General features: G+C 69.6%; 18 protein-coding genes. 11 read left to right on the top strand and 7 right to left on the bottom strand.

Annotation, left to right across the window (positions count from 1 at the left end):
* The first annotated feature begins 138 nt into the window (after window positions 1-138).
* Window positions 139-879 carry a DUF4142 domain-containing protein gene (locus ACLZN2_RS46195; RefSeq protein ID WP_403834198.1) on the top strand — a complete coding sequence of 247 codons (741 nt, stop codon included), beginning with the start codon at window positions 139-141 and terminating at the stop codon, window positions 877-879.
* Here the strand turns inward: ACLZN2_RS46195 and ACLZN2_RS46200 are convergent, their stop codons facing one another.
* The 3 genes from ACLZN2_RS46200 to ACLZN2_RS46210 all read right to left on the bottom strand — a co-directional run bounded on the left by ACLZN2_RS46200 (window position 880) and on the right by ACLZN2_RS46210 (window position 3,411).
* The gene (locus tag ACLZN2_RS46200; protein ID WP_416986046.1) at window positions 880-1,593 is read right to left on the bottom strand and encodes a hypothetical protein; all 714 of its coding nucleotides are present in this window, start codon (window positions 1,591-1,593) and stop codon (window positions 880-882) included.
* Window positions 1,594-1,745: 152 nt separating this feature from the next.
* Entirely contained in the window at window positions 1,746-2,282 is a 537-nt protein-coding gene (locus ACLZN2_RS46205; RefSeq protein ID WP_416986047.1) for a MarR family winged helix-turn-helix transcriptional regulator, read from the bottom strand.
* Between the two features lie 34 nt (window positions 2,283-2,316).
* Complete coding sequence (locus tag ACLZN2_RS46210; RefSeq protein WP_416986048.1) at window positions 2,317-3,411, bottom strand: PP2C family protein-serine/threonine phosphatase; 1,095 nt, start codon at window positions 3,409-3,411, stop codon at window positions 2,317-2,319.
* A 162-nt stretch (window positions 3,412-3,573) separates the two neighbouring features.
* Here ACLZN2_RS46210 and ACLZN2_RS46215 point away from each other — a divergent pair, with 162 nt between their 5' ends.
* The 6 genes from ACLZN2_RS46215 (at window position 3,574) to ACLZN2_RS46240 (ending at window position 8,081) form a co-directional block, all read left to right on the top strand.
* Entirely contained in the window at window positions 3,574-4,080 is a 507-nt protein-coding gene (locus tag ACLZN2_RS46215; protein WP_416986049.1) for a nitroreductase family deazaflavin-dependent oxidoreductase, read from the top strand.
* A gap of 211 nt (window positions 4,081-4,291) precedes the next feature.
* Window positions 4,292-4,723 carry a hypothetical protein gene (locus ACLZN2_RS46220; protein ID WP_416986050.1) on the top strand — a complete coding sequence of 144 codons (432 nt, stop codon included), beginning with the start codon at window positions 4,292-4,294 and terminating at the stop codon, window positions 4,721-4,723.
* Between the two features lie 170 nt (window positions 4,724-4,893).
* Complete coding sequence (locus ACLZN2_RS46225) at window positions 4,894-6,129, top strand: cation:proton antiporter (protein ID WP_416986051.1); 1,236 nt, start codon at window positions 4,894-4,896, stop codon at window positions 6,127-6,129.
* Complete coding sequence (locus ACLZN2_RS46230; RefSeq protein ID WP_416986052.1) at window positions 6,116-6,577, top strand: hypothetical protein; 462 nt, start codon at window positions 6,116-6,118, stop codon at window positions 6,575-6,577. The genes ACLZN2_RS46225 and ACLZN2_RS46230 overlap by 14 nt, the downstream gene beginning before the upstream one ends.
* Entirely contained in the window at window positions 6,574-7,872 is a 1,299-nt protein-coding gene (locus tag ACLZN2_RS46235; RefSeq protein ID WP_416986053.1) for an ArsB/NhaD family transporter, read from the top strand. Before ACLZN2_RS46230 ends, ACLZN2_RS46235 begins: the two co-directional genes overlap by 4 nt.
* A 17-nt stretch (window positions 7,873-7,889) precedes the next feature.
* A complete protein-coding gene (locus ACLZN2_RS46240) occupies window positions 7,890-8,081 on the top strand; it encodes a hypothetical protein (protein ID WP_416986054.1) in 192 nt (63 codons plus the stop codon).
* A gap of 255 nt (window positions 8,082-8,336) precedes the next feature.
* On the opposite strand, the gene ACLZN2_RS46245 is transcribed toward ACLZN2_RS46240, so the two are convergent.
* A complete protein-coding gene (locus ACLZN2_RS46245) occupies window positions 8,337-8,537 on the bottom strand; it encodes a hypothetical protein (RefSeq protein WP_416986055.1) in 201 nt (66 codons plus the stop codon).
* Between the two features lie 241 nt (window positions 8,538-8,778).
* Here ACLZN2_RS46245 and ACLZN2_RS46250 point away from each other — a divergent pair, with 241 nt between their 5' ends.
* The 4 genes from ACLZN2_RS46250 to ACLZN2_RS46265 all read left to right on the top strand — a co-directional run bounded on the left by ACLZN2_RS46250 (window position 8,779) and on the right by ACLZN2_RS46265 (window position 10,801).
* Window positions 8,779-9,066, top strand: a complete 288-nt coding sequence (locus ACLZN2_RS46250; protein WP_416986056.1) for a hypothetical protein — start codon at window positions 8,779-8,781, stop codon at window positions 9,064-9,066.
* A gap of 231 nt (window positions 9,067-9,297) precedes the next feature.
* Complete coding sequence (locus ACLZN2_RS46255; protein WP_416986057.1) at window positions 9,298-9,864, top strand: TetR/AcrR family transcriptional regulator; 567 nt, start codon at window positions 9,298-9,300, stop codon at window positions 9,862-9,864.
* Window positions 9,865-9,872: 8 nt separating this feature from the next.
* A complete protein-coding gene (locus tag ACLZN2_RS46260; RefSeq protein ID WP_416986058.1) occupies window positions 9,873-10,157 on the top strand; it encodes a YciI family protein in 285 nt (94 codons plus the stop codon).
* A 2-nt stretch (window positions 10,158-10,159) separates the two neighbouring features.
* The gene (locus tag ACLZN2_RS46265; RefSeq protein WP_416986059.1) at window positions 10,160-10,801 is read left to right on the top strand and encodes a DNA-3-methyladenine glycosylase I; all 642 of its coding nucleotides are present in this window, start codon (window positions 10,160-10,162) and stop codon (window positions 10,799-10,801) included.
* Here ACLZN2_RS46265 and ACLZN2_RS46270 read toward each other — a convergent pair.
* From ACLZN2_RS46270 to ACLZN2_RS46280, 3 genes are read right to left on the bottom strand one after another with little or no spacing between them, the layout of a single operon-like run.
* A complete protein-coding gene (locus tag ACLZN2_RS46270) occupies window positions 10,760-11,203 on the bottom strand; it encodes a recombinase family protein (protein WP_416986060.1) in 444 nt (147 codons plus the stop codon). The genes ACLZN2_RS46265 and ACLZN2_RS46270 overlap by 42 nt on opposite strands.
* On the bottom strand, window positions 11,152-11,712 hold the full coding sequence (locus tag ACLZN2_RS46275; protein WP_416986061.1) for a DM13 domain-containing protein: 561 nt from the start codon (window positions 11,710-11,712) through the stop codon (window positions 11,152-11,154). The genes ACLZN2_RS46270 and ACLZN2_RS46275 overlap by 52 nt, the downstream gene beginning before the upstream one ends.
* Window positions 11,713-11,753: 41 nt before the next feature.
* Window positions 11,754-12,173, bottom strand: a complete 420-nt coding sequence (locus tag ACLZN2_RS46280) for a hypothetical protein (protein ID WP_416986062.1) — start codon at window positions 12,171-12,173, stop codon at window positions 11,754-11,756.
* Window positions 12,174-12,586: the final 413 nt, after the last annotated feature.

Raw genomic sequence — 12,586 nt, forward strand, 5'->3', positions numbered from 1 at the left:
GCACCCACTCGACACCACCCAGGTGTGATGCACATCACTCCAGACTATGCAAAATTTACTCACTGCAATGATTGATCGAGCCCGACTGCACGTACCTCCTGACGTACATCCGCACGCCACCACGTCCGGGAGGCACTCATGCCCTTCTCGCGCAACACGCTCGGCACGGTCTTCGTGGGCGGGGCCCTCGCCCTGACCCTCAGCGCCCTTGCCTACCCCTCCATGCTCGGGATCCAGACCACGGCCTCCGCCCCCGACCGGATCATCGCCAACACCCAGTTCGGCCCTCTGACCGAGGCGGATCGCGACTTCGTCGTCAAGGTCCGGGCGGCCGGCCTCTGGGAGTACCCCCTGGGCGAGATCGCCATGGAGAAGGGCTCGACCCCGGAGATGAAAGAAGCCGGTGCGCACCTGATCGTCGGGCACGCGGGCCTGGATGAGATGTGCCGCAAGATCGCGCCGATGCTGAACATCACGCTGCCCAACCAGGCCAGCCCACAACAGCAGCAGTTCGTGGCGACCTCGCAGGCGGAGTCCGGCAGGCAGTTCGACAGCACCGCTGCCAACATCATGCGCGTCACGCACGGCCAGATCTTCCCGACCATCGCCAAGATCCGCGCGACCACCAGGAACAGCCTGGTCCGTCAGCTCGCCGACCTCGCCAACGACACCGTCCTCGACCACATCACGGTGCTGGAGAACACCGGCGTGATCAACAGCGAACAGGTCAACTTCCAGCAGAGCACCCCGCCCAAGCTCCCCAAGGACCAGCTCACCCCTCCCCCGCCCCAGCCCGGCGCCCCCATGGTCGTCCTCACCCCCCGCCCCGACCTCAACGTCAACACCGCGAACCCGACACCCAGCCCGACAGCCGGATGATCAGCGGCTGCCAGCGCCCCCGCACCGACCGGCCGAGGGGATGGACGACCGGTAGGAGCGCACGACCGCGACGACCGTCACGGCGAGCAGAGCGACCACCCACCCGGCCAGGCCGAGCAGCGCACGCAGCGCCCCTCCCCCGGCCACGACGCCGCGCGGAGGCACCCGCCCGCGTGGGTCATAGACGACGGCGAGAGCGTCGCCGGGGCGGGTGGCCTGCCCGCAACCACGCCAGATACGCACCGACAGCGGCACACCGCGGTCGTCGGCCACGGAGCAGAGAAACCGGTTGCGCCCGCCCCGAGCGTCCGCACCGTCCTGTACGGACGTCACCTCCACCATCTGCACCCGCCCCTGCTCCGCCAGGACGACGCCGGCGGCGGCCTGCGGAGCCTGCGCCGCCAGGCCCACCGCGAGCACGGCGACGACGCCCACCAGCGCCCGGCCCGCCCGCACCACGACCAGATGGACAGCGAGGGCAAGCGCGCACACCAGGCCGACCGCGCCGTCGGCCAGCGCCGCACGGCCCGTCCACGCACCGACCATGGCCGTACCGACGATGCCCAGAACGGCCAGCGCGGCCGCGAGCACCCCCTCCCCGACCAGCCAGCGAGGCGGCAGCCGGACGAACTCGGCAGGCCCCCACACAGTGGCACGCACATGTCCCGCCAGCCGCGACTCCACGGGGCACGACGGGCGACTCGACCGACGCATGGCCACCCATCCTTTCCGTCCCGCTCCGGACCAGTTCGGCCCCGTATCCCTTGCATTATGCAAAGTGAGCGGGAGCAGAGGGAACGCCGGGTACGTGCTCCGTGCTCGGTCCGGACCACACAGCCCAGCACGGCACCGAGGTCAGGGGAGGATCACTCGTGGGCCATCACCGCGTCGGGCCCCCACCCGAGCGGATGCGGTTCGGCGTCGTCCGCGGCAACCGGCGCGGGCGGTTCCCCTCCGGCCTCGTTGAAGGCCCCGAGGGCCTCAACGAGGGCCAGTCGCTGCGTCGGCCTGAGCCTCGCCACGATCGCGGCGATCTCCTCACGGCGCCGGGCCGTGACCTCCTCGACGGTGCGCCGCCCCTCGTCGGTGAGCTGCAGCAGGGTCTCGCGGCGGTTGCCGGGGTTGGTCTGGCGGTCGGCGAGCCCGGCGGCGATGAGCCGGTCCACCATGCGCATGGCCGTCGACGGCGCCACCTGGAGCAGGTCGGCGAGGGCGACCAGCTTGGTGGCGCCTCTGCTGGAGAGCACGACGAGCATGCGGAACTGCGCGAGGGTGACGCGCTCCTCGACCGCGGCCAGCGAGCGGGCGGAGACGGCCACCAGCAGCCGGGACGCGGTCAGCACCGCCCGGGTGACCTCGTCGACATCGTCCATGGCCCCGAGGGGGCTCGTGTGCTCCGGCATATGTCCTTTCTATCGTGCCGAAGAGCCTGGTCACTCACGGGTCAGGAACAGATTTTCCCTTCCCATGACCATGGAAGCGCAGCAGAAGCATCGCCGCGTCGTCGTGCGGCGGCCCGGCCGTGTGCCGTACCAGGTCCTCTCTCACCGTCTCCAGGGCCGCCTGCGCGTCGGGCTCCTTGAGCAGGTAGGCCCGGTCGGCGAGTGGATAGAACGCCCCGGACTCGTCGCGCGCCTCGCTCACGCCGTCGGTGTACAGCAGGATCTGCTCACCCGGTTCGAAGTCCACCTGGTAGGGCTTGGGCCCCTCGGCCCCGTGGGCGCCCAGGCCCAGCGGCAGTGCGTAGGCGCCGGGCTCGGGGAACTCCACCGCGCCGTCCCTGCGTACGACCATGGGAGGTGGGTGACCGTAGTTCAGGAACACCGCCCCGCCGTCGCGACCGATCTCGGCGAGAACGGCAGTGACGAACTTCTCCCCCTCGAGTTCCCGGGCCACGCTCCGCTCCAGCCGTTCCCCGAGCCCCAGCAGATCGGGCTCGTCGTGGGCCGCCTCCCGGAAGGCGCCGAGCACCACGGCGGCCGTCTCCACCGCGGCCAGTCCCTTGCCCTGGACATCGCCCACGATGACCCGGATGCCGTGCGGCGAGGCGACCACCTCGTACAGGTCGCCACCGATGCGCGCCTCCGCGACGGCGGAGGTGTACGACACCGCCGCCTGCAGCGGGCCCGCGGTTCTCGGCACCGGGCGCAGCAGCACCCGCTGGGCCACCTCGGCGATGGAGCGCACGCTGGCCAGCTCGGCCTCCCTGCGTGAGCGCATCACGGCCGCGGCAATGCCCACCCCCGTGACACCGGCCACCGAAACCAGCGCGGTGAAGCCACGACGGCCTTCGAACAGGCCGTCGTAGATCCCGAGGGCGAGGCAGAGCACCAGAGCGAGTAAGCCGATCAGCGCGGTCCGCCGCCAGCCTCCCACCAGCCCCGCGAAGGCGGGCCCGAGCGAGACGAGCGGCAGGAACCCCACGCCCGGTCCGGCCACGACGTCCGCGACGGCAACCACGATCATCGCGGCCACCGGCATCCAGGTCAGGACCCCGGAACCGGAACGGGGCACCCGTCTGGTCGTGGCCATGGACGTCCTCCTGCGGTGTCGCGACTCCGGGGCAGCCTTCCCCCATCAGCAGGCAAAGGCACCCCTGCCGAGTTTAGACTATGCAAAAGTTGCCCCACTGAAGCGGCCTCCACACCAGCCCTCTACCCGAGCGGCGCCCGACGACCCTCCTGGCAGGCGACGTTGCCCCACAGAGAAACCCGTTCCAATCCCCCCCTCCCCACCGGCTGGCGACGTCTGGCCGCCCGCACCCCCGTCTTCCTCTTCCGAGCCGGGCTGGGCCCCGTTATGGGCGAGCGCTTCCTGCTCCTGCACCACGTGGGCCGCAGGACCGGCCTCGACCGCCAAGCAGTCCTGGAGGTCGTGGCGCACGAGGCGCCGAGCCGCTCATGGACCGTCGCCGCGGGCTTCGGTCCCGCCTCGGACTGGTTCCGCAACCTGCGCGCGCACCCGAAGACCGTCATACAGTCCGGCAACCGCCATCATGCCGTCACCGCGGTCTTCCTCTCCGCCGACGAAGGCGCCGACATCATGGCGGAGTACGCCCGGCGCCACCCCCGGGCGGCTCGCCGGCTGTGCGGGTTCCTGGGCCTGCCCGCCGACCGCGGCGACAGGTCGTACCGCGAGGCAGGCCGAGCCATCCCGTTCGTCCGCCTCGAAGCGTTCGACCCGCAGCACCCACCCCGCTGACACACGGACACGGGACACGCGACACCCCGTTGGACCATGGGGTGGCGATCTTATTTTGCACTGTGCAATGATCGAGTCCGGGGGAGTCGGCCGACGGTCGTCCGCCGATTCGGCGCCCAGGAGTGAAGCTGGCACATTGGATGCGGCACGGGTCCGGCGTGCCGACCGTCGGCAGGCTTCCCCGCTGCCTCGAAGGGAGAGGTCGCACGAAGTGACTCCCCGTGATCCTCTCATCCCCGAGGGTGTCTGGCTGAAGTTCCTCACCGACAGCGAGGAAGCGATCCGCAGATCCGCCCCGCGGGAGCCCTCGGCGCGCGAGCGCGCGGCCCACCGCGACGGCACCCTCCTGCCCGAGACCGACTCCATCGGAGACATCTGGCTGCCGGACGACCCGTGGCCCGGTCCTTCGTGGCGGCACCTCGACGCGTGGGCGAGGACCCGACGGGTGCTGCGGATCCTGGGCGCTGTGGCCGCCCTCGTGGCACTGCTGGGACTCTTCTCCTGGCTGCCCGCCGAGGCCCCCGGGGCGTCGGGGGGACGCAACCGGCCCACGGCGGGTCAGTCCGAGAGCGCCTCCGACGATCCGCCGACCGCCGACGGTCCCGCCACTCCGCCGCCCGTTCGCGGCACGAACCCCGAGTGACCCACCGGCTTCTCCGCGTTGCCGGGTTCCGGCAGCACGGAGAAGCGCAGGGGTGCACGGGAACAACCTGTCAACGTCGCGTAAAGAGCGTGTAGGGTTCCCCACGGTGTGCCGGGAAGTCTGGTCGGCGGTTCAGGGACAAGTCTCTTCACCGATCGGGGGTCCGGGTCATGGTGCTCGTCGTGGTGTTCGGGGTGGCGCTGCTCATCGCGGTACTGCTGTCAGGTCTGGCCGCCCGGACCGTCCTGTCCACCTCGTTCCTCTTCCTGGTCGGCGGCGCGCTCGTCAGCGACGGCTTCCTCGGACTGATCCACATCACACCGGACAGCGAGATCGTGTCCGTCACGGCCGACCTGGCGCTGTTCGCGGTGCTGTTCACCGACGGCATGCACGTCTCGTTCCCGAAGCTGCGGGCCAACTGGCGCAGCCCGGCCCGCGCGCTCGGCCTGGGCATGCCGCTGGCGTTCTTGGGCATGGCCCTGATCACGCACTACTTGGTGGGTCTGGACTGGACGACGTCCTTCCTGGTCGGTGCCGTGCTCGCGCCGACCGACCCGGTGTTCGCCTCCGCCATCGTCAGTCGCAAGGAAGTCCCCGCGAAGCTGCGGCAGTTGCTGAACGTGGAGAGCGGCATCAACGACGGGCTGGCCCTGCCGGTCGTCCTCGTCCTGATCGCCGCGGCCGGACCGACCACCGGGCACGCCGAGGCGTCTCTCGGAAAGATCGCCCTGGAACTCGCCCTCGGACTTGTCTTCGGCATCGTGCTGCCGTTCGCGGTGATCGAGCTGGTGCGGTTCCGCCTGCTGGGCGCCGAGCCGAAGCTGCAACCACTGCTGCCGCTGGCGATCGGCGTTATCCTCTACGCGGCCTGCCACCTGACGCACGCCAATCCCTACCTCGCCGCCTTCTCCGCGGGCGCCGTACTCACCGCGCGTTCCCTGGAGGCGAAGGAGTCGTTCGAGCCGTTGGGAGAGGCGCTGGCGGAGCTGGCCAAGTTCGCGGCGCTGCTGGTCTTCGGTGCGCTGCTCACACCGCAGCTTTTCGGGGACCTGTCGTTCGGCGGGTACGTCGCCGTGGTCCTCGCGATCGTCCTCATCCGGCCGGCGTCGCTGCTGCTGTCGCTGCTCGGCACCCGCTTCACCCGCCAGGAGAAACTGGTCGCCGCCTGGTTCGGGCCCAAGGGGTTCGCCTCGGTCGTGTACGGGCTGCTGGTGCTCCAGGCGGGGATCCCGCAGGGCGAAGAGGCGTACACGCTCATCGCGGTGTGCATCGCGTTCTCGATCATCGCGCACAGCTCGACGGATGTGCCGATCGCCCGCATGTTCGATGTCGAGGACCTCGCCGGTGTGCCCGGCGGCGACGAGTCGCCCCGGACTGTCGAGGGGGCCGGCCGTGTCGGCGCGTGACCTCGCGGAGCCGTATCCGTGCGTCGGCGTGGACGACGACGCTCGCGGCGCGGCCTGTCTGCTGGTCGAGCGGCGGCTGCCCGCGCTGCTGGTCGTGGACCGTGCCGGATGGCCGTACGCCGCGGTGGCGGGCCCGCAGCTGATCGGCCCGCTTCTGCCCGCCGAGGCGCTGACGGACCCGGAGTACGCCGCGGGATTCGACGACCGGGTCCTGGACGACCCGCTGGAGAGGCTCGCCAGGCTCACGGTGGCGCAGTGGCTGCCACGCCACCGGGTCCGACCACCGGCGGTCACCCTGGAGGCGAGAGTCACGCACGTCGCGGCTCTCATGGCCCGCACCCACACCCCGCTGGTCGCCGTCGTCGAGCGCCACGGCGACCGCCGCCCCCGGCTGGTGGGCGCGGATACGGCGGCCCGTATGTCGGAACGACTTGTCGGAGGAACGTGAACAACTGGCAGAGCTGGGCGGCGGTCGTCGTATTCGTGGCCACGTACGGCCTGATCATCAGCGAGAAGATCCACCGGGTCGGCGCCGCGCTGGGCGGTGCCGCGCTGATGCTGGCGATCGGCGCGACCGACGACTCGTCGGCCTTCTTCTCCGAGCACTCCGGCGTCGACTGGAACGTCATCTTCCTGCTCATGGGCATGATGATGATCGTCGGCGTGCTGAAGAAGACGGGCATGTTCGAGTACCTGGCCATCTGGGCGGTGAAGCGGGCACGGGCCAGGCCGTTCCGGGTCATGGTGATGCTCGTCGTGATCACCGCGCTCGCCTCGGCGCTCCTCGACAACGTGACCACGGTCCTGCTGGTCGCCCCCGTGACCCTCCTGGTCTGCGAGCGCCTCGCGCTGCCCGCCGCGCCCTTCCTCATCGCCGAGGTGTTCGCGTCGAACATCGGCGGTACGGCAACCCTGGTCGGGGACCCGCCGAACATCATCATCGCCAGCCGTGCCGGGCTGTCCTTCAACGACTTCCTCGTCCACCTCGCCCCGCTGTCGGCGGTTCTGGTGGTGGTTCTCCTCGCCCTGTGCCGCTTCCTGTTCCGCGCATCCTTCGTCTACGACGAGACACGCGCCGAGGAGATCATGGCGCTGGAGGAGAAGGAAGCCATCAGCGACCCCCGGCTGCTGGTCCAGGGGCTCGCGGTACTGGCCCTGGTAGTGGCCGGGTTCGTGCTGCATCCGGTGCTGCACTACGCGCCCAGCGTCGTCGCCCTGCTCGGCGCCGGCCTGCTGATTGCTGTCTCCTCCGCGGAGACGCGTGACGTTCTGGGCGAGGTCGAGTGGCCCACACTGGCCTTCTTCGCGGGGCTGTTCATCATGATCGGCGGCCTGATCGAGACGGGCGTGATCGGCGAGATCTCCCGCTCGCTCGCCCACGCCATCGGAGACAACGAACTCGGCGGCTCCATGCTGCTGCTGGGCGCCTCGGCCGTGCTGTCCGGCATCGTGGACAACATCCCCTACGTGGCCACCATGGCCCCGATCACCTCCGATCTGGTGCACAGCATGGGCGGCGACCCCGACCACGTCATGTGGTGGGCGCTGGCCATCGGCGCGGACCTCGGCGGCAACGCCACCGCGATCGGCGCCAGCGCCAACGTCGTCGTCCTCGGCATCGCCGAACGCAACCGCCAGCCCATCTCCTTCTGGCAGTTCACCAAGTACGGCCTCGTCGTCACGGTCGTCACGGTGGCGCTGTCGGCCGGGTACGTGTGGCTGCGGTACTTCGCGTCGGCCTGAACCGGGAACCGTGACTTGTGTTCGACTTGCTGTGGCTGTGCGGTTGGTCGTTGTTCGCTCTGCTGTGCGGCCGGGACGGCGAGGACTCGGCGTTCCTCGCGTCTCCTCTGCAGTTCGGGCTGATGATGTTCACCGCCGGCCTGATGTTCGGCTCGCAGCTCGCCGAGCGTTTCGCATCCGGGCAGCCGCAGCAGGACACACCGCGTTAGGTTCGCGTCAACGCGACGGCTCCTGGCCCGGCAATGTACGACGCCGAGCGCAGCAGCCTTTCCCGTCGGCTGGGAACCCGGCATGCGCGCCCCCGACCCGGCGTTCGAATACGGGGCGATGAGCGTCGGCAGAGACACGCTGGCCGCGGCCCGCCGATGACGGAACCGGGCTGCCCGGCCGCCTGGCCCTCACGAAGGGAGCCGAAGGCAGTCCTGCCGGGGGAAGTACTCCCTGACCTGCGAAGGTCCGGGAGCTCAGTCGTGTTCGCGCAGGAACCGGTTCTGGTAGGCATGTGCCCTGCGGCGGGCGTCCCGCAGGCCGCGAGTGGCGGCCGTCTCGATGCGGAGGCTCTCCACGCTCGCAGCCATCCGGCGCCGGTCCCGACGGACCAGCACCGTCGTGCAGACGACCACGACCAGGGCGGCCACGGCGAGCGGAACGAGAAACGGCGTCACAGCTGCTCCTCTCTCTCGGTACAAGACCTGTGCTCACCGCGGGCGTGGGCGGGGGAGCACGGGCGGTGCACCGGTCGCTGAAGTCCATTGGCCGTCCGAGGCGGGCGGCGGTGTTGCTTCCCGTTCTGGTGGCCGCACCTGCCGGTGTCCGGCATCGGAACCGCGCCTCCCTGAGCCAATCTTCTTCGACGGCCTCCGGTCCGCGCACTGCCGCCCACCGGCAGTCTTCACAAGGGTCCGCATGCCGGATGCCGTCAGGACGCCGCCGACGAGGCGTCAGGAAACGGAGCGCGGCACGCACGAACGGGCTACCTCGCGGGACGGGCGGTCACTGCAGCGGCGTATCGCGCCGGCCGAGAATGTGCACAACCTGCATCAGGCGGGCGCCCTCTTCGTGGACCGCGTCGGTCAGGCGCCGCCGGCTCGCCGCGTGGGCGCCGTCATGCAGGCCAGGCGCAAAAGGACAACCGACCGCCCGGGAGAGATCGTGGTGGACTCCGCGATGATCAGGCCCGCGCTGGCGCACTGACGGTAGTGGGCGACCAACAACAGGGAAACGCACCCGCCGGCGCCGACGAACGGCGCGAACGAGTCAAGGGGCATGCGGAACGCCTGCGCTTGGCGAATCGCAGGACGGTCGCCCCGGAGCGCCGTCCCGCCAGGTCGCCCGCACCAGCGGTGTCAACCGCTTGACGATCTAGGACAGCTGACCTACGTTGATGGCTCTAGGTCGACTGTCCTACGACGTGAGGAGATCACTGTGACTGCTGCGGCAACCCGTGAGCAGATCGTCGCGGCAGCCGACCGGCTCTTCTACCATCACGGCTACGAGCACACCTCGTTCGCGGACATCGCCGGAGCCGTCGGCCTGTCGCGAGGCAACTTCTACTACCACTTCAAGTCCAAGGACGCGATCCTGGACGCGGTGATCGAAGCCCGCCTCGCCGACACCCGGCGGATGCTGGAGCAGTGGGAGGCCGAAGCGTCCACCCCTGCCGGCCGGATCATGCGGTACATCGAGATCGTGTTGACCAACCGCGCCGACATTCAGGACTACGGCTGCCCCGTGGGCACCTTGACCACGGAGCTGGCCAAGCTGGACCACGCCATGCTCGGCCAGGCCGGCCGTCCGTTCGCCTTGTTCCGTACCTGGCTCCGCGAGCAGTTCGCGCTGCTCGGGACGGCCGAGCAGGCCGACGAGCTGGCGATGTGCGTGCTCGCCTTCAGCCAAGGCGTCGCCGTCATGGCCAACGCCTTCCGCGACGAGGCATTCATCCGGCGTGAAGTCGACCGTATGCGCAACTGGCTGCGCACCTACGAGAAATGAGAGATCGCATGTTCGTGGTCCTGCTTCGGTTCTCCGACAACAAGGCCGCCGCCGGGCAGCACATGGCCGGCCACCAGGAGTGGATCAAGCGCGGTCTGGACGACGGGGTCTTCCTACTGGTCGGCAGCATCCAGCCGGGCCTCGGCGGCGCGGTCCTCGCCCACGACACCTCGCCCGAACTGCTGCAGAAGCGCGTCGACGAGGACCCGTTCGTCGCCCAGGACGTCGTCAGGGCGGAGATCATCGAGATCGCGCCCGGGATGGCGAACGAGCGGCTGGGTTTCCTGCTGTGACGGTGCCTTTCCTCGGCCCCGATGGCGAGCCGCGCTGCCCATGGAGTCGAGCCGCCCCCGAGTTCCTCGCCTACCACGACACCGAATGGGGCTTTCCCGTCGACGACGACCGTCGCCTGTTCGAGAAGCTGAGCCTGGAGGGCTTCCAGTCCGGACTGAGCTGGCGCACGATCCTCGCCAAGCGCGAGAACTTCCGAGCCGCCTTTGCGGACTTCGAGGTCCCGGCCGTCGCCCGATTCGACCGGAGCGACGTCGACCGCCTCCTGGGCGACGCGGGCATCGTCCGGCACCGCGGCAAGATCGAGGCAGTGATCAACAACGCCCGACGGGTGGAGGAACTGGTCGAGCGCGAGGGATCACTGGCGGCATTCGTGTGGCGTTACGAACCCGACGCAGGCGACCTGGCCGAGCCACAGACCCTGTCGACATCCCCGGCTTCGGTCGCGTTGTCGAAAGACCTGAAGAAGCGCGGCTGGAAGTTCGTCGGGCCGACGACGGTGTTCGCGTTCATGCAAGCCATGGGGCTGATCAACGACCACGCCCGGGAATGCACGATCAGGCTCCAGGCCCAGCGTATCCGTGAAGAATTCGACCGCCCAGGACTAGCCGCCCGCGGGACTGGTCCCGCCGGAGTCCAGCGGTAGCGGTCCGGCAGCGAGCTCGATCAACTCGCGGATGAACTCGGCAAGCAGGGCGAAGACGCGGAAGACGAGCCGACCGCCGGGCATGGTGGTGTCCAGGCGGTCGTGCAGCGGGCAGAAGCCGACCTCGCGGCGCCGGGACTCGCCGCACATGTGCACCAGGTCCTTGGGCACGTGGCCGTAGCGGTTGAGCGCGGGCATCACCAGGGTGTCGCCGGACTGCAGGAAGCCGTGACACGCCTTGAGTTCTCGGCGCAGGTCGTCCTTGCCGGACTTCGTGTCGGCGAAGACGCGCCGGCACCCCGCCGCGGTGAGGCACCGACAACCTCGGTTCCATCGATCCCGAGGCCGGTTCAGGAGCCGACCAGTTCGGCCGCGCCGAACGAGACGTCGAAGCGGTCGCACCAGATGCTGACACTGGAGTAGCGAGACGGTTCCACGCCGTCGGGCACGGGGTAGTTCTGGCTGCCCCTGTTTCCCTTGAGCCTGCCGAGACTTACGTGTTCCCCGTCGTCGAAGACGTGCCAGCCGGCCTGTCCCTCCTTCACCGGCGCGTCGGTCAGCCACACCCTCAGGTCCGGTCCGTTGCTCGTGTCGAGGTTCTCCAGCCGGACGACATGGGAGCCGTCGGCCAGCCGGATCAGCTTCACCGTGCCGGACGTGGCGTGTTCGTGGCTGACCAGCTCGCCGCTCGCCACGGTCTGTGGCCGGGAAGCCGAAGAGACGGTGACAGAAGGCTCCGCACGGGGAGTTCCGGACGTCTGCACCGTGCCGGGCAGCGCCTCTTCCACGGTCTCGTCCTGCCACAGCTTCCACGGCTGGAACCAGTACAGCCCGAATCCCGCCCCTGCAACGATCATCACCAGGACAACACCGATCAAGCGTCCGCGCCGTGTCTTCCGAGTCCGCCGCATTCCTCTTCGCCTCCCGGGAGATCGTTCAGCCACCGTCTCATTCAACGCGGTGGGCGGGCGCCGTGGAGCCCTGGGGAGATGACGGAACTCTTACGTCGCCACATCGAGGCCGAAATCGCGCCCTGTTCCGCCCGCGCGGCATCGCCCACGAGAGGCCCGGACGACCGGGCTGCCTCTTCCCCCGGAGAGCCGTCGGCGGCCAGCAGTTCGTGCAGCACCTGAGGGGCGCCGCTGATGCGGAGCATCGTCTGCAAACGTCTTCCTGCTCTGGATTTCCGTTGCCGATGCAGCCTCAGGTGAGGCTCCGCGGGGTCGTCGGTGCCGATGGTCAACCGGCTCGTGCTCGTGGTGAAGAAGCTCAACGGCGTCAGGAAAAGGGTGCCCACGAACATGCCCGCCGGTGCGCCGAACAGGCTCTGGTCGCGCGCGAAGACCGCCGCGGCGACGTTCGCGGTCCGCACGGACAGCTTGACGTTACTCGTGGCCCTGACTTCGACGTGCGGTTCCCCACGCCAATGCCGGCCGGGGTGGTGGTGCCGATGCCGACATCGCCGCCCGGGGCGACGAAGAGCCTCGTCGCGCCGCCCTCGGAATCGTCCGGACCGTGGGTCCTGACGTGCGGCCCGCTCCCGCAGCCGGATCCCGCCGCGACGTCCGTCGCAGCCCGCCACCTTGAACGTCAGGTGCCGGTCCTGGGGGCTGCCGGACCACGACCACATGGGCCAGTTCCTCATCTATGACGCTGAGTCCCGCTTCGCCATGGCTTTGAAACCGTGCCGCGTGGCCAGCTTCTTCAGGGACTCGATGCCCGGGTTGCCCGTGGCGTCCTGTCCCCGGTAGCCCATCCGCAGCCGGAACCGCTTGTAGGCGTCGT

It is taken from the genome of Streptomyces sp. T028 (genome assembly GCF_048159505.1).
Taxonomy (GTDB): domain Bacteria; phylum Actinomycetota; class Actinomycetes; order Streptomycetales; family Streptomycetaceae; genus Streptomyces.

What these genes read in the sequence shown, in the direction of transcription:
- ACLZN2_RS46195 (WP_403834198.1), top strand. Translation starts at nt 139, where the DNA reads ATGCCCTTCTCGCGCAACACGCTCGGCACGGTCTTCGTGGGCGGGGCC.
- ACLZN2_RS46200 (WP_416986046.1), bottom strand. Translation starts at nt 1,593, where the DNA reads ATGCGTCGGTCGAGTCGCCCGTCGTGCCCCGTGGAGTCGCGGCTGGCG.
- ACLZN2_RS46205 (WP_416986047.1), bottom strand. Translation starts at nt 2,282, where the DNA reads ATGCCGGAGCACACGAGCCCCCTCGGGGCCATGGACGATGTCGACGAG.
- ACLZN2_RS46210 (WP_416986048.1), bottom strand. Translation starts at nt 3,411, where the DNA reads ATGGCCACGACCAGACGGGTGCCCCGTTCCGGTTCCGGGGTCCTGACC.
- ACLZN2_RS46225 (WP_416986051.1), top strand. Translation starts at nt 4,894, where the DNA reads ATGGTGCTCGTCGTGGTGTTCGGGGTGGCGCTGCTCATCGCGGTACTG.
- ACLZN2_RS46250 (WP_416986056.1), top strand. Translation starts at nt 8,779, where the DNA reads ATGCCGGATGCCGTCAGGACGCCGCCGACGAGGCGTCAGGAAACGGAG.
- ACLZN2_RS46260 (WP_416986058.1), top strand. Translation starts at nt 9,873, where the DNA reads ATGTTCGTGGTCCTGCTTCGGTTCTCCGACAACAAGGCCGCCGCCGGG.
- ACLZN2_RS46275 (WP_416986061.1), bottom strand. Translation starts at nt 11,712, where the DNA reads ATGCGGCGGACTCGGAAGACACGGCGCGGACGCTTGATCGGTGTTGTC.